This is a genomic window from Rhodococcus sp. NPDC057135 (genome assembly GCF_042670865.1).
GTDB lineage: Bacteria > Actinomycetota > Actinomycetes > Mycobacteriales > Mycobacteriaceae > Rhodococcus_F.
The window spans coordinates 518902-537111 of record NZ_JBHUUU010000002.1; the positions used below are offsets into that span (position 1 = coordinate 518902).

The 18210-nt window shown below is 62.6% G+C and carries 18 protein-coding genes; 6 read left to right on the top strand and 12 right to left on the bottom strand.

From position 1 onward, the window contains the following. Positions 1-170 precede the first annotated feature (170 nt). The 6 genes from gcvH to ACFT1A_RS05280 form a co-directional block, all read right to left on the bottom strand. Positions 171-575, bottom strand: a complete 405-nt coding sequence (gene gcvH, locus ACFT1A_RS05255; RefSeq protein ID WP_317552772.1) for a glycine cleavage system protein GcvH — start codon at positions 573-575, stop codon at positions 171-173. A gap of 45 nt (positions 576-620) precedes the next feature. After that, complete coding sequence (locus ACFT1A_RS05260) at positions 621-1400, bottom strand: DUF881 domain-containing protein (RefSeq protein WP_214889796.1); 780 nt, start codon at positions 1398-1400, stop codon at positions 621-623. 3 nt (positions 1401-1403) lie between these two features. Further along, a complete protein-coding gene (locus ACFT1A_RS05265) occupies positions 1404-1754 on the bottom strand; it encodes a small basic family protein (protein WP_003946178.1) in 351 nt (116 codons plus the stop codon). Positions 1755-1767: 13 nt separating this feature from the next. After that, on the bottom strand, positions 1768-2634 hold the full coding sequence (locus tag ACFT1A_RS05270) for a DUF881 domain-containing protein (protein ID WP_378446086.1): 867 nt from the start codon (positions 2632-2634) through the stop codon (positions 1768-1770). Further along, the gene (locus ACFT1A_RS05275) at positions 2631-3230 is read right to left on the bottom strand and encodes a CDP-alcohol phosphatidyltransferase family protein (RefSeq protein WP_378446087.1); all 600 of its coding nucleotides are present in this window, start codon (positions 3228-3230) and stop codon (positions 2631-2633) included. The genes ACFT1A_RS05270 and ACFT1A_RS05275 overlap by 4 nt, the downstream gene beginning before the upstream one ends. A 109-nt stretch (positions 3231-3339) precedes the next feature. Next, positions 3340-3954, bottom strand: coding sequence for an NUDIX hydrolase (locus tag ACFT1A_RS05280; protein WP_378446088.1), 615 nt, complete (start codon positions 3952-3954; stop codon positions 3340-3342). 139 nt (positions 3955-4093) lie between these two features. On the opposite strand from ACFT1A_RS05280, the gene ACFT1A_RS05285 reads away from it, so the two are divergent. Both ACFT1A_RS05285 and ACFT1A_RS05290 read left to right on the top strand, forming a co-directional pair. Next, a complete protein-coding gene (locus tag ACFT1A_RS05285; protein WP_378446089.1) occupies positions 4094-6229 on the top strand; it encodes a bifunctional lysylphosphatidylglycerol flippase/synthetase MprF in 2136 nt (711 codons plus the stop codon). A 4-nt stretch (positions 6230-6233) separates the two neighbouring features. Next, a complete protein-coding gene (locus tag ACFT1A_RS05290) occupies positions 6234-8501 on the top strand; it encodes a DUF2254 family protein (protein WP_378446090.1) in 2268 nt (755 codons plus the stop codon). Here ACFT1A_RS05290 and ACFT1A_RS05295 read toward each other — a convergent pair. From ACFT1A_RS05295 to ACFT1A_RS05315, 5 genes are all read right to left on the bottom strand, one after another. Next, positions 8463-9752 (bottom strand): alpha/beta hydrolase, encoded by a 1290-nt coding sequence (locus ACFT1A_RS05295; protein ID WP_378446091.1) that lies wholly within the window; start codon positions 9750-9752, stop codon positions 8463-8465. The two genes, ACFT1A_RS05290 and ACFT1A_RS05295, sit on opposite strands and share 39 nt — an antisense overlap. 65 nt (positions 9753-9817) lie before the next feature. Next, complete coding sequence (gene pepN / locus ACFT1A_RS05300) at positions 9818-12301, bottom strand: aminopeptidase N (RefSeq protein ID WP_378446092.1); 2484 nt, start codon at positions 12299-12301, stop codon at positions 9818-9820. A gap of 48 nt (positions 12302-12349) precedes the next feature. Next, positions 12350-13150 carry a bifunctional hydroxymethylpyrimidine kinase/phosphomethylpyrimidine kinase gene (gene thiD, locus ACFT1A_RS05305; protein ID WP_317829079.1) on the bottom strand — a complete coding sequence of 267 codons (801 nt, stop codon included), beginning with the start codon at positions 13148-13150 and terminating at the stop codon, positions 12350-12352. Between the two features lie 93 nt (positions 13151-13243). Then, on the bottom strand, positions 13244-13837 hold the full coding sequence (locus tag ACFT1A_RS05310) for a class F sortase (RefSeq protein ID WP_378446093.1): 594 nt from the start codon (positions 13835-13837) through the stop codon (positions 13244-13246). A gap of 17 nt (positions 13838-13854) precedes the next feature. Further along, complete coding sequence (locus tag ACFT1A_RS05315; protein WP_378446094.1) at positions 13855-14598, bottom strand: hypothetical protein; 744 nt, start codon at positions 14596-14598, stop codon at positions 13855-13857. Positions 14599-14940: 342 nt separating this feature from the next. On the opposite strand from ACFT1A_RS05315, the gene ACFT1A_RS05320 reads away from it, so the two are divergent. The 4 genes from ACFT1A_RS05320 to ACFT1A_RS05335 all read left to right on the top strand — a co-directional run bounded on the left by ACFT1A_RS05320 (position 14941) and on the right by ACFT1A_RS05335 (position 17348). Next, positions 14941-15384: a hypothetical protein gene (locus tag ACFT1A_RS05320; protein ID WP_378446095.1), complete on the top strand. Its 444-nt coding sequence runs from the start codon at positions 14941-14943 to the stop codon at positions 15382-15384. Between the two features lie 21 nt (positions 15385-15405). Beyond that, entirely contained in the window at positions 15406-16227 is an 822-nt protein-coding gene (locus tag ACFT1A_RS05325; RefSeq protein WP_378446096.1) for a class II glutamine amidotransferase, read from the top strand. Positions 16228-16290: 63 nt separating this feature from the next. Then, positions 16291-16971, top strand: a complete 681-nt coding sequence (locus tag ACFT1A_RS05330) for a hypothetical protein (protein ID WP_378446097.1) — start codon at positions 16291-16293, stop codon at positions 16969-16971. Positions 16972-17006: 35 nt separating this feature from the next. Continuing rightward, positions 17007-17348: a hypothetical protein gene (locus tag ACFT1A_RS05335; RefSeq protein ID WP_378446098.1), complete on the top strand. Its 342-nt coding sequence runs from the start codon at positions 17007-17009 to the stop codon at positions 17346-17348. Here the strand turns inward: ACFT1A_RS05335 and ACFT1A_RS05340 are convergent, their stop codons facing one another. Beyond that, positions 17349-17804 (bottom strand): hypothetical protein, encoded by a 456-nt coding sequence (locus ACFT1A_RS05340; RefSeq protein ID WP_378446099.1) that lies wholly within the window; start codon positions 17802-17804, stop codon positions 17349-17351. Positions 17805-18210: the final 406 nt, after the last annotated feature.

Here is an 18210-nt window from a genome sequence, read left to right on the forward strand (position 1 = left end):
GGACTACGCAGTGCACTTTCTTCACGAGCATCTTTCACAGTCACGTTCGATACGGCCCTGCGCCCCGACTCGGCACATGCGTACCTAACGACCGTACCCTGCGCAGACCGCCGTGTGCAGCGAGACAGGCCGCGACACAACACGAGTTGGCCGGTCCACGCATAGGTTTTCTACTCGGACGTGAGTCCGTTGTACGCCTCCGCGTCCAGAGTTGCCGCGAGTGCGGCATCGAGTGTGGCTTCGTCGGCAACCTCGAGCTCGACCAACCAACCCTTGTCGTACGGATCGGTGTTGACGAGGTCAGGCTGTCCGTCCAATTCACCGTTCGCTGCAAGAACTTTCGCAGTGAACGGAGCAAAGATGTCGGAGACGCTCTTGGTCGACTCGACCTCACCGAGCGATTCACCGGCGGTCACGTCTTCGTCGACAGCGGGAAGCTGGACGAACACGACGTCACCGAGCTGCGACTGAGCAAAGTCGGTGATACCGACTCGAACTGAGGTCGGGCCGGTCCGCTTCACCCACTCGTGCTCCGCGGTGTAGCGCAGATCGGTAGGTGTATCGAGCTCACTCACAGTGGCTTCCTTTCACAGGCCGTCCGAAAGTCGGACGCAAAAAGATCAATTTCCAGGTTGAGCGTATTGGCGCGGATTCAATTGTCGCAAGACGGAGATCGTGACCTGCTGCGATTGCTCGACCGAGGAACTTCCGCCGTTGCGTGCGACGTTGTCGAAGACGCCTCCGGGAATGTTCAACGCTGCTGCCAACGTCGGCGGATCCCCGATCGCGGTCACAGTGTACGGCTGCTCGATCCGGGTTCCGTCCAATTCGATTTCACCGCCGCGCCCACTCACCCACGAGTTCACGCCGATACGAATGGGTTCGCCGTTCGCACCTGCGATCGAGATGGCTTCGGCACCGGCAGCACGCAATTCCTGAATGAGATCGAGAATCACTTCGGAGCCGACACCGCCCGCCGGATCCGTCAGGGTCATCGTCACACCCGGTCCGGCAGCAGGAGCGGTCCCGACTTGAATGGAGAGCGAGGTCAGCCGCGCCCGCGCCTCGTCCAATGCTGCTCCGGTGTTGCCACCGGCTTCCAATGTGGCAAGCGATTCCTGGAGATTGGCAACTTCCTGCCTCAGCGCGGCCTCGCGCCGATTCAAGTTGTCGAGAACGACCAGGAGGTCGGCAGGGCGCGCGGCATCGAGTGAATCTCCGGCCACGGTGCTACGTACCTGTGTGGCGATCGCGACACCGAGCACACCCAGGAGCACGGCAGCGAGGATGGCGAAGACGACGTTGGTGCGGTGTTTCGACGGTGAACGCAGCTCGTGCCGACCTTCACTCGCGGTGGTGACCGGTGGTTCTTCGGGTTCGGTCGTGGAGTGTTCCGCCATGACTCACGCTCCGAACAGTCGGCGTCGCAATGCCGCTGCGTTGCCGAAGATCCGGATACCCAACACGACGACGATTGCCGTCGAGAGTTGAGTACCCACACCCAACTGATCACCGAGCCAGACGATCAACGACGCGACGAGCACGTTGAAGACGAAGGAGACCACAAACACCTTCGCGTCGAAGATCTCGTCGAGATACGCGCGTAGTCCGCCGAAGACGGCGTCGAGTGCCGCAACGACCGCGATCGGAAGATACGGCTGGATGACGTCGGGCACCTGCGGGCTGAAAACGACGCCCAGGACGATGCCGACGACCAGTGCTGCGAGTCCGTACAGGGCGGAACCGGCCTTCATCGAACTCCTTCTGTCACTTGGGTTCTGTGGGTTCTGTTGCCACCCGGACGGCGCGCGGCGTCGCGGGTGGCAGTGTCAACGAATCGTCTTCGGCCACCGCGAAACCGACTCCGTACAGTTGCGAGACGCTCGACATTCTCCCGTAGGCGTCGCTGACGACGAACTCTCGCTGCAGTGCACGCGTGTCGCCGATCGCCTCGACGCGGTACGGCGAGAAGACAGGTTGGTTGTCGACGAGCATCGCGCCGCCGGCCTGACGGATGGTCACCGTCGGCCCGATTCGCACGCCGCCGACGGCGATTGCCTCCGCGCCGCCTGCCCACAGCGCGTTGACGACGGTCTGCAGATCTCGATCGAGGACGACGGTCTTGCCGCCGACGCTCCGCTGCGACGCGTCCGTGAGGTTCGGGCGTCCGGCCGGGTCCGTCAGCGTCACCACAAGTCCCTCACCGTGGACAGCTTCGGCCCCGGCACCGGATTCGACCGCTCGCAGTTGGTCGAGGACGGCGCCGCCGCGTACATCGCCTTCGAGCGCCACGCCTCTGGCAGCATCGACGTCGCCGCCGAGCGAATCGCGGGAGGCAGCCAGCGAATCGATTCGATCCTCCGCGTCACGGACCTTTGCCACCAACTCGCTTCGAACTTCTTCGGTGCCGGTCACCTGCTTTGTCGCCTGAACTGCTGAGACCGTGACGATGAACCCGATCAACAGAGCGCCGAGAGCCAGCCACGGCCCGGTCTTCGAGGACGTGTTCTTGGTGTGCTCGTGTTGGCGTTCGAATGCAGTTGCTTCGTAGCCCGGGTCGAGATGTTCGGTCATGAGCGACCGAAGCAGCGACGGTACCGGGTTACGACGGACGTCCTCCCCGGTCGACTTCATCGGGGCACGACCTCGTGCGTTCGCGCCACGTCGACGGCCTTGAGCACGTAGATCGCTGCAGTCCACACGTACAGGACGGTTCCCCAGATCAGGAAAGCGAAACCGAAGGCATGGGTGAACGGTCCGATGGCCCAGTCTCCGTGCCCGGCAAGGATCAGCGGCAGCGCGAACATCAGCAGGAAGGTCGCGGCTTTACCGAGATAGATGACCTCGGGTGGCGGCAGTCCACGTCTGCGGTAGATCGGCAGCGTCAACGCGAGCAGAAGGTCTCGGCCGATGAGTATCGCCGCAACCCACCAGGGAATGAAATCGCGGGCGACGAAGGTGACCAGCGTCGTCACGACGTAGAGGCGATCGACCAGCGGGTCGAGTAGCGCTCCCAGACGCGAGGTCTGTCCGAGCACCCTGGCCAGCTTGCCGTCGAGCCAGTCGGTGAACCCACTGAGCATCAGCAGCGCTAACGCCCACCCGTCCGAGTGTGTGACGAGCAGCAGGTAGGCGAACAGCGGAAGGGCGAGTAGACGCACGATACTGAGCACGTTGGGAACAGTGAGAATCCGATCCGTGGGGATCGGTTCTTGTTCGCCAGAGTTCACTGCACACACCTCGCGTCGTTCGATTGCCGTGCGGTCAGCTTTCCACAGCGGGGCGCACTATTCGCCGAGGCACCGAAGCCCGAACGACCCCGAGCGTGTCGAGCTGCTCTCATCGCCAGGCGAACACCGGCTGTTCGAGGTTGTCGATGCGGGTGTGCCGGCCGTTCAACACCTCGCGGAACTGATAGATGACAGCTCCGGTCGGCGCATGGATCAGGCTCGTTCGGAACGGCCACTGGATCACCGGGTTCGGTGATTCCTCGATGGTGACGAATCGCGAGTCGACGTCGAGTTCCTCCGCCGTCACGGCGTACACCTGTGCCACCTCGTCCGGATTGGGTACCAGTCCCCCGACGTCCTCGCCGGACCAGACGACAAAAGGACGGATCACGAATCCCGAACGGGTGACGTAGTCGTCGAGCCGGCCGATGATGTTCGACTCGGGAACTTCGACGCCCAACTCCTCGGACAGTTCCCGAAGCGCTGCTTGTTCGGACGTCTCACCCGGATCGACGCTTCCGCCTGGCAACGCGAACTGACCGGGGTGAGCTCGCATCTTGCTGGGCCGCTTGGTTACCGGAAACACCGGTGTCCCGTCCGCGTTCCGCATGACGACGATGACCACCGACGCAGAACGCCTTCCGTCCAATTCGACCGATCGAGGTTCGAAAGCGGCAAGTGAAGTGACAACGTGGTCCCGATTCAGTAAATCTCCGTTCACCATGGCTCGACAGTAGCGCCACGAGTCCGAGACCCCCAGTCAGTCTGGTCCATTTTGACCGCTTCGCCTGATTATCGGTCGGTATTCCTGTCATGCTGAACAGGCAGAATCCACCGTGCGGCATGGCGAGAAGAGAACCTCGATGGCTGAGCAGTCCCAGACCCCCACCCCGCAGACCGAGGAGAGCGCACCGGGTGCGCCGAATCGGGCCTCTCGCTTTGCTTCCGACGCACTGAGCGTCCTGCGGCGCGTGCCGTTCACTTCGATCGTCGTCCTCACCATCACCGTCGTCGGGATTGCGACCGGCGCTTTGTGGAATCACGTCCGCACCTACTCGTGGTTCGACGACATCGCCTACGGAGTCCCTGCCTTGCAGGAAGGCAAGTGGTGGACACTCGTCACGGGGTGGTTCTTCGGATTGACGCCGGGTCAGTATGTTTCGCTCATCGTCGTTTTCGCCTTCGCGGTCGGCTGGTGCGAATGGCGCCTGGGAACCAAGAACGCGGCCCTCGTCACGATCAGCGGGCAGTTGGCGGGCGAACTCGGTGCTTCGCTCCTCCTCTGGGCCGGCAGCCACACCGACTGGGATTGGGCCCGCAACCTCGCCACCCACCGCGACGTCGGTGTGACCACCGCAATCATCGCCGCCCTCGCCGCGACCACGGCAACACTCCGCTCGCCCTGGCGAATGCGAGTGCGCGCCATTCTGTGTGCGTACATTGCGATCGCGTTCCTCTTCGAAGGCCGCCTCGCCGACGTGCAGCACCTCATCGCGGTCGCGATATTCCTGCCGGTGGGCGAGAAGTTCTTCGGCGACGGAGAGCGCGGGTTCATCCCCCGAACGCGACGCGAGATCCGCCTGCTCGGATTCATCGGTCTGCTCCTGATCGGCGTGGTCGAGATCGCCGTCTGGCTGTTCCCCGGAAGCGGACCGTTCGGGCCGACGGAAGCCGAAACCGGTTCGGGGTGGACCGCATTGGTCGACGTGATCATCGTTGCCCTGATCGCGGATCAGTTGCGACGAGGACGCCGCTGGGCCTGGTGGGTTGCCGTCGTGTTCGGTTCACTGACGGTTTTGGCCACCGCCCTCGTCCTCGGTTCGGTCATCTTCTTCGACTACGAGAGCGCCGGGGCCGTCACGGTCGGAACCGCGCTGCTCTGGCTTCTCGAACTCATCTTGTTGATCAAGGGCCGTCACGCTTTTCACGTACCGATGCGGCGCAAGATTCGAGGCGGGCCGTTGTCCGGGAACGATCCGCGCGCCGCCGCTCGGGAACTGCTCAAACAGCACGGCGGCGGAACCATGTCGTGGATGACGACGTGGGACGGCAACAATTACTACTTCGGCGAGTCGGGTGACAGCGTCGTTGCATTCCAACGGCACGTCGGCGTCGTCGTAATCCTCGCCGATCCGATCGCTAGCCCCGACCGACTTGCCGCAGCGGTCGACGAATTCACGACGATGTCCGAGGCCAACGGCCTCACCCCCTGCTTGTTCTCCGTGGGGAAGGAGACAGCCGATGCCGCCGCCCGGCGCGGCTGGCGCACCGTTCAAGTCGCCGAGGACACGATCGTCGACCTGCCGGAATTGCAGTTCACCGGTAAATCCTGGCAGGACATCCGCTCGGCGCTCAACAAGGCCAAGAAGGACGACATCACCTTTCGGATGACAACTCTGGCCGACGAGCCGTTCTCCGTGCTGGCTCAGGTGCGCGCCATTTCCGAGGAATGGGTGGGCGACAAGGGACTACCCGAGATGGGGTTCACCCTCGGAAGCGTCGAGGAGGCGCTCGATCGCGACGTCCGGGTCGGTTTGGCCGTCGACCCGACCGGAAGCATTCACGGCGTCACCTCGTGGTTGCCGGTGTACGGCGAAGGCGGAGTGGTCCAGGGTTGGACGCTCGACGTCATGCGTCGACGCCCGGACGGGTTCCGTCCGGTGGTCGAGTTCCTCATCGCATCGTCGGCCCTCGAATTCAAAGAACAAGGTGCCCAATTCGTCTCACTGTCCGGAGCACCACTCGCCCGCAGCGACGACGGCGCCGACGCCGCATCCATGGACCGCCTGCTGGACATGCTCGGAGCCGCGATGGAACCGCTCTACGGCTTCCGGTCTCTTCACGCGTTCAAGAAGAAGTTCAAGCCGAGGTACGAACCCGTTTTCCTGTGCTTCCGCGACGAGGCCGACCTGCCTCGGATCGGAATCGCACTGACGCGTGCATACCTACCCGACGCGACGGCTCCTCAGCTGATCAAGCTCGCTACCAGCAAGAGTTGACGCCGTGCGGTCCTGGTTCGAGCACACGGTCGTCGACACCGGCAGACTCCCGCTGTTCTTCCTCCTACTCGCCTTTGTCCTGACGTTCCTGTTCATCCGCTTCAGCGTCCGGATGATCCGGGCGGAGGTCTCATGGTGGCCAGGCAATGTCACGCCCGGTGGAATGCACATCCACCACATGGTTTTCGGTTTGATGATGATGCTCGTATCCGGCTTTGCCTTCATCGCTCTGGCCGACTATCACACCCCGATCGCCAATTGTGTTCTCGCGTCGGTCTTCGGTATCGGCAGCGCGTTGGTCCTCGACGAGTACGCCCTCGTGTTGCATCTGCGCGATGTCTACTGGGCCGAGGAAGGTCGCTCGTCCATCGACGCGGTGTTCGTTGCCATCGCGATCTCGTTCCTTTTCCTTCTCGGGGTCCATCCGATCGGGTTCGCGGGCGAGTTCGACCCGTACGAGCAGGACCGTAGCCTGGCGACGTTGATCAGCGTTGTCGTCGCGATCGTGATCCAACTCGGACTCGCCGTGATCACGTTGATGAAGGGCAAACTCTGGACCGGCTTGATCGGGCTGTTCTTCACCCCGCTTCTGTTGGTCGGGGCAATTCGGTTGAGTCGCCCGGGTGCGCCGTGGGCGCGCTCGCGTTACCGCGACAAGCCGGCAAAGATGAGCCGGGCAGTCGCCCGTGAGCAGCGCTATCGCGAGCCGATGATTCACGCGAAGATCTACGTTCAGGAAACGGTGTCGGGAAGTTTCGGTTCCACTCCCCCGCCCCCACCACCGCTCCCCGTCGTCGACACCACAACCCCCACGTCGAAGGCCGGATTCTCGCGACGGCTCACGGACATGATTCGCTGGCGTCGAACTCGCCGACGACTACGAACAGTCCCCGTCTGGCGTCTCCCCGTGATCCTCGTCGTCCTGTCCGTCGTCACCGCGAACATCCTCGTCGGGATCGACGGAGATCTCGTCAGCGACGGCGACGTCGGTACTATTTCCGAGGGCGTGGACGCCGGGGCCACTGCGACGTTGCTCAGCGTCATCGCCGGCGGGATGATCACTCTCACCGGTCTGGTGTTCACTGCCATCACTCTCGCCATGCAGTTCGGTGCCTCGCAGATTTCGGTGCGGGTCGTCCCGATGCTCGCGCAGCAGCGAGTGATGCGGTGGTCGATCGGCATGTTTCTGGCGACGTTCGTCTTCTCCTTGATCATCGCGCTCGATCTGGCGCTCGATTCGGAAAATTCCTCTCCGACCATCTCCACGGCGATCGCACTGCTTCTGGCATTGGCCAGTGCGATCCTGTTCATCGCGTTGGTGGCGAAAGTCGGGTCGATTCTCAATTCCAGTCGGTTGCTGCGGTGGATAGCGGCCCAGGGTCGGAGCGCGACGATTCGTGCCTATCCGCTGTACGAGGACTTACCCTCCGGCGCACCGAAACCCAGCCGGCCACTCCCATTGATCCAGCCGAACGAGTCCGCAAACTCCGAGAACACCGACACACTGGTGATTCGGCTGCGCCATCTTTCTCCCAACGGCCGGATTCTGCTGGCGATCGATCTCGCACGATTGCAGCGGTTGGCCGGTCGCTGGGGCGTCGCTGTCGAGGTGGTGCCCAGCATCGGCGAGTTCGTCGCCCAGAACGCGCCCCTCTTCGAGATTCGCGGGCCGTCGCTGAAGGTTCGTCCGGACACATTGATGTCGTGCCTGATCTTCGGCGACACGCACAGCCCGGTCGTCAGCCCCGGTGCAGCCCTGCAGTCGATCGTGGACATCGCGCTCAAGGCGCTCTCACCCGCCATCAACGATCCGGGTCGAGCCGTCCAGGCGCTCGATCACATCGAGGATCTTCTGGTGCTGCTAGCCCCGAGAGTCCGCTTCGACACGGCCACCTCGGATCTCACGCTGATCCGGGGGCAGCAACGCACGTGGGCTGACTACGTGTCGGTCGCCACCGACGAGATCCGCCACTTCAGTACCAATTCCGCACAGGTGCAGCGGCGTCTACGCGCGGTATTCGCTACCTTGCTCGAGGCCTGCCCGCCGGACCAGCACCCGCCGCTACTCGAGCGCGTCGACGCTCTCGATGCGCAGTTGACCCGTGAATGGACCGGCGCACTCGACCTTCGACTCGCGAGTGTGGCAGATCCGCAGGGGTTGGGTTCCGAAGCCGGGGCGACCGGACGAATTCACCCGCTGATCATCGGATCCACGAAACATCCGGACGATCGTTCACCCGGGCAGACCGAGTCGCGTTCCCAGCCAACCTAATTGACTCGCCAAACCGGCGGACCATACCTGGAAGCTGTGTCCACCGTCGACCTCGGCGTATTGGACGTCCATCCCCGCAGCCTTCGCCGCTTCGTAGAGCGTCTGAAGACCTGGGCGGTAATCGTTGTCCTGCTTACCGACGACAAACACTCCGGCGCTGTCGGGGAACTTCTTCTCCCGGAGCAGATCCTGCGGATTCACTGCCACGAACGCGGCTTCGTTGCCGCCGAACGCGGCATCGACCGTCTGTTTGCGGTCACCGAGGGTGGCCTCGATCTGACCGGACAGGTCCAGGAACGTCGGATACACGGCGGGGAAGTTCGTCGCCATCTGGAATGCGCAGGTTCCGCCGTAGGAAAGGCCCCCGATAGCCCACTTCCTCGGATCGGGATCCACCTGCAGGTTCGCGCGGACCCAGTCGGGAACATCACGCGATAGGTACGTCGCGACGTTTCCGAGTTGGGAATCGACGCAGAGCGGGTTCGCCAGTTCCGATCCGGTCCCGTCAGCTACGACGACAACGGGCGCCATTCCCGAATGCGCAGCGGCGTAGGCGTCCATCGTCTGGACGAGGCGGCCACCCTGCAGCCAGTCCTCGGGCGCGCCTGGTTGACCGGCAAGCAGTACCAACACCGGCAACTCCGGTCGCGGGTTGGTGAAATACGCGGGCGGTAGGTAGATCTCGGCGTCACGGGCGGTGAATCCGGAGACCGTCCCCGCAATCGTGACCGTGCTGACCTTGCCGGCCGACGGCATGTCCGCCGGCGCCTTCCATTGCGAAACCGGTACCGCCCCGTCCTTGCCGTCGTCCAGGTCGGCGAGCGAAACCTTCTCCGCGTCCGAGAGTCCCAGCGCTGTTCCCACAGTCGGGTACGACTGGAACTGCAGATTCACGTGAGCCGCGCTCGACACGACCACCAGCAGTACGGAGACCACGGTAAGCACACGGCCGTCGATTCGCGTCGCGGCAAAGATCCGCGAAACACCCAGCAGCACACCCAGAATGCCCAGCCCGATCCACACGTAGACCGGACGGGCAATCGGATCCGGGAACGGATGCCACACCTTCTCGATCAGCCAGTACAGCACCAGGGTTATCCCGATTGCCGCGACGATGCAGACGGGAATCGAAATCAAGACGTGACGCCTCGACCTCGAAAACATGAGCCACAGAAGTGCCAGAATTCCGAGCACCGTCACCACGGGCGGGACGGGGCCCGTGACCAGCGACAGATCCGTGATCTTGTGCACGTCGTCTCCCGTCGCAGCCCTGCCTAGACAATATCCAAGAACAGGACATTTCGGAGCTGATGGCGTCAGATCACCGCGTTCGACGCCTGTGCACGCAGATCCCGGGCCAGGTGATCTCGCCGCTCGAGAACAAGCCTCCGCAGCGACGCGGGCGCCTCCGCATTGGCCTGGATCCAGGAATCGACTGCAGCGGTGTCTTCAGCTGCCGGAAAGAGTCCGTTCACCAACCGTCGCGCAATCTCGATGCTGCGTTCGGACCACCACTTCCCCAGAGACGAGAAGTATTCGTCCGCATATCCCTCGATCAATGACGCGTCCGTGCCCGAACGGAATCCGGCAATCGTCGCATCCAGGCGGTCGTTGGAGAGTGAGCCATCAGTGGTCGCCGACGCCCAGGCAGCCGCCTTGGTCGCGGCATCGGGAATCGACGCCACAGCGCGGACGTACGCAGTTCGACCCGCCGACGTGCTGTCCTTGCTCAGCTCACCGTCGAAGTCGCTCACACTCGCATGGCCGGTCGCGGACAGGGCGATCCACAATGCCCACCGCAGGTCAGGATCGAGAGCCAGTCCGACCGGCCCCGGGCAGGTGCCGTCGAGTATCGACCGCAACTCGTCGGCGCGAGCATCGTTGACCGCTGCAGCGGCCGACAGAGCCCGTGCCCATGCCAGCTGTCTTCCGGACTCCGGTTCGGCTTCGAACACCGCCTTCCAGGTCGTTTCCAACCAGCCTGCACTTACATTGGGCCGCAAGCTTTTCGGAACGTAGTGAAGAACCGCGTATTGGGCATCGGTCAGGATCGAGCTGAGAATCGCAAGATCTGTCTCCGCGGGAGCAAATCGTTCCACCATGTCGAGGTACCGGAACACCGAGAGCTGCGCATCACGCACCGAGTTCCACAGCGACGACCAGATCACCCCGCGCGCAAGCGGATCGCTCACGCGGTCCAGGGATGCCTCGACCGTGGACAGAGATTCCGCGTCCAATCGCACCTTCGCGTAGGTGAGGTCTTCGTCGTTGAGCAGTGTGAGCGCTCCAGGCGGAAGGTGGACCGACGTCCGGGATTCGGTGATGTCGAGTTCGACGCGTTCGGTGCGAACAAGATCTCCGGACTCGTTGTAGTCGTAGATTCCGACTGCGAGCCGATGTGGCCGCGGGTCCGTCTGGACCACATCGGTTCCGTCGAGCGACAGCGTGGACACCCCGGTGGTCTGCAACCAGATTCGGGCCCATTCGCGCACGTCGCGCCCGGAAGTCTCCGCGAGCACGTCGAGCAGATCGACCAGCGTGGTGTTCCCGTACGCGTGAGCCTTGAAGTACCGGCGTGCCGCTTCGAAGAACGCGTCACGCCCGACGAACGCCACAAGTTGTTTGAGGACACTGGCGCCCTTGGCATAGGTGATTCCGTCGAAGTTCAGCTTCGCAGCTTCGAGGTCGACGATGTCGGCGACGATGGGGTGCGTGGTCGGCAGCTGATCTTGGAGGTACGCCCACGCCTTCCGCTTGATGGCGAATGCCACCCAGGCATCGGTGAAGCGAGTGGCTTCGGCGCTGACCATCGATCCCATGAAATCGGCGAAAGATTCCTTGAGCCACAGGTCATCCCACCAGACCATGGTGACGAGATCGCCGAACCACATGTGCGCCATTTCGTGCAGGATCGTGTTCGCGCGACGCTGATGCTGCTCGTCGGTTGCGGTGCCGCGGAACACGTATGCCTCGGTGAAGGTCACCAGTCCCGGGTTCTCCATGGCGCCGAGGTTGTACTCGGGGACAAAGATCTGGTCGTACTTACCGAACGGATACGGATAGTCGAAGTGCTCGGCGTAGAAGTCCAGCCCCTGACGGGTGATGTCGAAAACGTTGTCTGCATCGAGATGAGGAGCCAACGACGCCCGGCACAAAGCGCCCAATTCGACAGTGAGTTCGCCGCGACTCCACGACGAGGCCACGCGGTGATACGGCCCGGCCGCGATCGCGGTGATGTAAGTCGAGATCGGCAGCGTCGGGGCGAAAGTGACGCGTTGCGCACCGTCGACGGAGAGGGTCTGGGTCGCGGGCTGATTCGACAGGACTTCCCAGCCGTCAGGTGCTGTCACCTCGAACGTGAAGGGCGCCTTGAGGTCCGGCTGCTCGAAGCAGGCGAAAACACGCCTGGCATCGGCGGGCTCGTATTGCGTGTACAGGTACGTCTGATCGTCAGCGTCGTCGACGAATCGGTGCAGCCCTTCGCCGGAACGGCTGTAGTGGCCGTGTGCTGCCACCCGAACGACGTTCGATCCGCCGAGTCCGCGCAGCGCAATCCGGGATCCGTCGTAGTCCACCGGAATCGACGCACCGTCGACCTCTACGGAATCGACTGCAGCACCGATGAAGTCGAGCCAGGTGGACTCCGCCGACGACGTCAGATCAATTGTCGTGACGGTCGAAAAGGTCTTCGAGGCGGGGTCCGCCGCCGATCGCAGATCCAACTCCACCCGGTACCCGGTGACGTCAATGATTCGAGATCGTTCGGCGACTTCGCTTCGATTCAGGTTCGCAGTACTCACGCACTCGATCCTGCCAGGCCGCGCGCGGCGATGTGAGCCGCAGTGTGCCTATCCCTTGAAAGCGCCCTGCCAGACGGTGTCGAACGGCGTGTGTGCCGAGACGCGGCCTTCGATGCCCGCCGTGACGAACTTCTTGGCCAGAGCGACGGCTTCTCCCACGTCGGCGCCCTTTGCCAGTTCGGCGGTCACTGCGGCGGCCAGCGTGCAACCGGCGCCCGAGACGCGCTCTTCGCCGACCTTGGGGGCGGAGAGAACCGTCACGTCGGTCCCGTCGAACAACACGTCGACAGCGTCGCCACCGGCAAGTTCGACCCCGCCCTTTGCGAGCACGTACTTGGGTCCCAGGTCGTGGATACGACGTGCGGCTTCGATGAGCTCGTCGACGCTCTCGATGCTGTCCATTCCGGCGAGGGTGCGTGCCTCGAAGAGGTTGGGTGTGACGACAGTGGCGAGCGGCAGGATCGAATCACGAAGTGCCGTATCGGTATCGAGAGCCGCACCGGGCTCCTGGCCCTTGCAGATCAGGACCGGGTCGAGGACGACGTGGCGCCAGGACTGCCGACGCAATCCCTCTGCCACAACCTCGATGGTGGCGGGCGTGCCCAACATGCCGATCTTGACGACGTCCAGATCGTGAGCCGCAGTGGCAGCCTCGATCTGATCAGCGATCACGTCAGGAGCGATGGGCACGAAGCGATGACCCCAGTTGTTCTTGGGATCGAACGAGACGATGCACGTGGTGGTCGCTACGCCGTAGACGTCCAATGCCTGGAACGTCTTCAGGTCGACCTGCAGGCCGGCACCGCCAGTCGCTTCGGACCCAGCGATGACATAGGCGAGGTCAACCACAGCACATTCTCCTTCTTCGGACTTTCGAAACGTGCGTGGATGGCCACGAACGCGGGGCCCAGTTTATCAACCGGCCCGACGTCGAGTTTTCGCCTATGCGGCCACCGGGGTCCCCCACGCGACGTCGTTGTCCTCGTACCCGAACGGCGGACCGACGAATTCGCCACCACAGGTGATCAGCGCGAGGGTTTCCGGTCCGTCGAGGCTGTTCAATCGCTCGACCGGCAGCTCGCCGTCCTTGCCGTAGTGATCGACTGCATCGATGCGGTAGTTCCAGACCTGTCCCCCGCCGCCCGTCACGGTCACGATCGAGCCGATGTCCAAGGTGGAGAATTTCTTCCCGAAACCGTCGCCTTGATAGATGTCGTTGATGTGGCCGGTGATCACCACGGTGCCCGCGCCGGAGCCGGGAAAGGCCGAGTCCGCCCACCACCCGATCTCGCTGACGTCCTCGGGCGGAACGAGCGAGCCGTCCGTCGTCGTTTTGATCGGCAGGATGTCAGCGGTGCTGTCGCCCATGCGCAGCGTGCTCGGGACATCCGGACTGTCGACTGCGGCGCGAACTGCCGGCGGCAAATCTTCCTGGCCGGTCGCGAGGACTCGAGTCGGCGAGTTCTCGTCGTCGGAACATCCGCCGACCAGGAACATCGTTGCCACTGCCGCAGCGACCCATGTCCGACGGATCACAGATCCGTGTGTCGCTGTCACGGACGAGAAGTCGGGCCGGACGGGACCTGGGAAATCGGAACGCGGTTTCCGACGTCGCGACCGGGAAGCGCGCCGCCGTTGTCCCCGACGCCCCCGCCGGAACCGTTGTCGCCGTCACCACCGCCGTTCCCGCCGCCGCCATTCCCGCCACCGCCTGGGCCTGGGCCTGGGCCTGGGCCGGGACATTCACCTCCCGGATCGGTAGTGTCGCCGCTCAAAACAATCTTGACCGCAGAGAGGTTGACTGTCCGATTCTGGGCTACCTGGCCCGGAGTGGCGACATCGAAGGCGAGCTTGGCACGTACAGGGATGACCGAACCGTCGTCAGCGTCGGTGACCGTTGATCCTGACCGGCCGAGATCTTGGGTCAACGTCATTCTGGAGATCAAATCCTGATCTCCGGTCAAGCCGGCGCCGTCGATCCGAAGCGTGCCTCGGACGGGGCTTCCGTGGGCTCTGATCGTCACCGACGCGCGAAACTCGAGGATGTCTCCGGGCACGGTTCGCCATGCCTCGATCGAGTTGATTTTCGTTCCCGGTGAACCAGTCGCGATGTCGTACCAACCGTCGATCACGGCCGGATCGAGTGACATCGAATTCTCGTTGATTTCCGAGTTGCACGCGCGGGCGAGCGCGACGGGGGCAGCCGATCCCACAGCGGGGAGTGCTGTCGACACAACGGTCGCCAAGACGAAGGCCGTCGCGGTGATGCCCGCGGTACGCCTGCCGAAGATCGTCATTCTCTCGCTACTCTTTTCCGCGGACCGTAGCTTCCGGTCAATTCAGTCAAAATACCAGTACAGCTGGACAAATAGGTCGAATTCCGTGCCGAATTCTTGTTGTTTTCTGTGAACTTCGGTTACGAGCAATTCCTCCGCACACGCGTTCCGGCAAGGGATACATCGCATCCACAGGGGCCAGAAGTTACATTTCGCCCGCACATCGGAGCAGAACGCACTGATTTCTCACCGCATTGGACAGGTATTTCCGTTTCATAGCGGTCAGCCGGTGGAACAACGATCACTACAACGAGCGTGCCGGGCACGTGTCCGGTCGCCCTCACCGAATCAAGGGAAACCGTCATGTCGGATACAACGTCAGTCAAGCAGGGTTTCGCGGTAGGAACCTCGATCGGGGCAGCCGTCATCTTGGTGACGGTCGGCATCGTGCAGTTCTTCCAGGGACTCGCTGCCGTCGCCGAAAACGAAGTGTTCGTAGTCGGGATCGACTACGTCTACCAGTTCGACCTGACGACGTGGGGTTGGATCCATCTCGTGTTGGGCGCGCTCGTCGCACTCGTCGGGCTCGCACTGTTCACCGGAGCGGCCTGGGCACGGGTGTCGGCCGTCGTGATCTGCGCGATCTCGATCATCGCGAACTTTTTGTGGCTGCCGTACTACCCCTGGTGGTCGACTCTTATCATCGCGCTGAACATCGTCGTGATCTGGGCGGTGTCGACATGGAAGCCCAGTCAGACGACGAACGCCACGGCGCACGCATCGTCAACGCCGACTCGATCAGCTTGAGTTGAAAGTATGTGTAGGTGGATGGCGTATTCGGGAGAACCGATACTCGCCCATGACCTGCTGTTCCGACCACAGCACTCGCTGATCGACCAGAGCCTGCATTCTCAACTCGGGGCCACGACGACAAACGGCGACGGCTTCGGAATCGGCTGGTACGGGGAAGGCCCACAACCGGCAGTGTTCAAGAGCATCGAACCCGCGTGGAACGACTCGAACCTGCGCGAGGTCACATCCCAATTGCGTACCCCTCTGCTGTTCGCCCACATCCGCGCCTCGACGGGAACTGCAGTGCAGCGCAGCAACTGTCACCCGTTCCGGCACCGGCAGTGGTTGTGGATGCACAACGGTTCACTACACGGATTCCACGACATGAAACGGGAATTGGTGACTGCCATTGATCCGTCGCTCTTTCCGGATCTCGAAGGATCGACGGACTCGGAAACTCTGTTCTTCCTCGCGCTGACGTTCGGCCTGAGCGACGATCCTTTCGAAGGTGTCGCGAGGGCCGTCGGATTCGTCGAGCACACGGCTCGCTCTCAGGGAATCGACAATCCGGTTCAGATGACCGTCGCCACGTCGGATGGCATCTCCACCTGGATCTTTCGCTATTCCAGCGAGCACCGGTCGAGGTCGTTGTTCTTCTCCACCGAGATTTCCACGCTGCGCAAGCTCCATCCAGAGGTGGAAGCCCTGCACCATCTGAGCGAGGAGACCCGAATCGTCGTCTCCGAGCCTCTGCGCGACCTTCCTGGCGCCTGGAACGAGGTTCCCGAATCCGCCGCAGGCGTCATCCGGCCCGGACGGGACGAGATGCGGACCTTTGTGCCGATCCCACCCCGATAGGAAATGCAGTCAAAGACCGGTTGTTGTGCCGAATTCCCGCTGCACATAAGTGATGATGGCTTGATGTGGAAACAGGCACTCGGGTTTGCTTTGTTCGGGGCGACCGTCGCCTTGGTCGCCGCGTCGCTGACACAGGGGTCTTTACAGGCGTCGGCCACGATCACACTTTTTTCGGGTGGCACGACAATCTCGGGCTTCGCGGGTGAACCGCAATGGAACTGGTCGATAGACGCTGCGGTGATCGGCGCCCTTCTGGGCGCGCTGACCGGGTTCGTGCTCCGCCTCGCGGGCGTGCGAATCTCCGGAAGCCAAGACAATCGACTGGTTCGAACTGTGGTGGCAGGCATCGCAGGCGTCACGCTTGGGCTGACGCCCCTGTTGGTCTTGATCGGCATGGCATTCACCGGGTCGGTTGATATGGGATGGTCCCCGCTCCTGGTCTACGCCGTCAGCGGTCTTCTGGCTTATGGCATTTCGGTCGCCGCCGTGTTCGGAGTCCTTCGCGCTGCCGGGGATCGACTTACTGTTCGCACGACGCGAGCGGTGGCGGCGATGCTTCCGGTAGGGGCGTTGGCGGCGACTGCTGCGGGTGTCGGTACTGCGTGGAAGCTGGGCTTCTCCACCGCCGCTCCCACCTGGATTGCAGTCGTACTGCTGGTGGTGCTCGTATTGGCCGTGACGTTCGTTGCGGCCCGGGCGTGGGCACTACGGATGCAGGCTCGTGACTTTCCAGAAGTGGCATAGGCGGTGGAACGATTGATTCCGACGGGCGCATCGAGATGAGGGGCGAGCGAATCTTCGCGGGACTCGTCGTCGGCCTTCTGCTCGGGCTGTTCGGCTATCTGCCGTTGGTACTCCTGTGGCAACACTTCGCAGATGTCCCGCAGCCGCAGCTTTATCCGAACCGTTCGTTCACGTCGTTCGGCCCCAACCCGCCACCGCTCACCTACTGGATAAGTTGGGCGGCGCCTGCCGCCGTGTTCGTCATTCTCGGACTTATGACTATTCCCAGCCGCACCGGCAGGCAATTCGCGTTGCCATTGGTGCTCGCGTTCCTTTCTGTGGCGGCAATGGTGGCGTGGTTCTGGATCTCGATGAAACTGTTCTTCAGCCCCGACTGATCACTCACTCGATCGCGTATTGCGAAGCCCGCCGCGAGCACGCGCAGTGGCGCGCTTGTTCTGCAAGGCGATCCCCTGATGCACCGCAGCAAGTACCAATGCCAGCACTGCCGCGGGGAGGCTCCCCACCATCGACAGCAAAGATGGCATATCAGAGCTGAAAGCGGTAAAGAAACCCACCACTGCAGCACAAAGCATTGTCGCCGAGACGATCCAGGAAACGAATGGTCGCGGGATCACGGCTGGAATGACGCACAGGGCCACCGGTAAGGCGAGCACCAAGAAGAGCTCTCGTCCGAAATAGTCATGAATCGAGCGGTAACAATCAGCAGAACTGAGCGGGCCGAGGCCTATTTCGCAATCGGTGATCTCATACAGCGGCCACTGTGCCGTCGCGGATCCCAGAATCCCGGTGGCAACCGCCAATACAACCCACGCGATCCGAATCCCCGTCATGCAAAGAGATCATGCCAGTAGGCGAAATTGCGCTCCGGAGAAGAAGGCAATTACGACTCGAACTGCGTGGAAGGGCGATACCGTCAACGCTAATCAAAGAATGGGTCAAACTATGTTGATCGCATGGGGAGCACTGGCGCTTGCCACTGGTGCCCATATCTATGGCGCTCGCCTCGCAGCTCACGGAGACTACGGGCGGAGATTACCTCTCTCGGTAGGACCGACCTCCTCGCAAGCGGCACAACATGTCCGACGTGCTCAACTCACGGGCTGGGTATCGAGCTTGATCGGAGCATCTGCCATCGTCGACAACTATTGGGAGACCGCACCTCTCTTGAGTGCGGGTATCGCAGTCGCTGTACTCGGAGTAGTTAACGGTCTACCGAGCTTGATTGTCACCCTGATG

Coding starts and splice junctions, on each gene's coding strand:
- ACFT1A_RS05270 (WP_378446086.1), bottom strand. CDS start 2,634: ATGAAGTCGACCGGGGAGGACGTCCGTCGTAACCCGGTACCGTCGCTG.
- ACFT1A_RS05325 (WP_378446096.1), top strand. CDS start 15,406: ATGGCGTATTCGGGAGAACCGATACTCGCCCATGACCTGCTGTTCCGA.
- ACFT1A_RS05320 (WP_378446095.1), top strand. CDS start 14,941: ATGTCGGATACAACGTCAGTCAAGCAGGGTTTCGCGGTAGGAACCTCG.
- ACFT1A_RS05280 (WP_378446088.1), bottom strand. CDS start 3,954: ATGGTGAACGGAGATTTACTGAATCGGGACCACGTTGTCACTTCACTT.
- ACFT1A_RS05335 (WP_378446098.1), top strand. CDS start 17,007: ATGAGGGGCGAGCGAATCTTCGCGGGACTCGTCGTCGGCCTTCTGCTC.
- ACFT1A_RS05315 (WP_378446094.1), bottom strand. CDS start 14,598: ATGACGATCTTCGGCAGGCGTACCGCGGGCATCACCGCGACGGCCTTC.
- ACFT1A_RS05330 (WP_378446097.1), top strand. CDS start 16,291: ATGTGGAAACAGGCACTCGGGTTTGCTTTGTTCGGGGCGACCGTCGCC.
- ACFT1A_RS05285 (WP_378446089.1), top strand. CDS start 4,094: ATGGCTGAGCAGTCCCAGACCCCCACCCCGCAGACCGAGGAGAGCGCA.
- ACFT1A_RS05340 (WP_378446099.1), bottom strand. CDS start 17,804: ATGACGGGGATTCGGATCGCGTGGGTTGTATTGGCGGTTGCCACCGGG.
- ACFT1A_RS05260 (WP_214889796.1), bottom strand. CDS start 1,400: ATGGCGGAACACTCCACGACCGAACCCGAAGAACCACCGGTCACCACC.
- ACFT1A_RS05265 (WP_003946178.1), bottom strand. CDS start 1,754: ATGAAGGCCGGTTCCGCCCTGTACGGACTCGCAGCACTGGTCGTCGGC.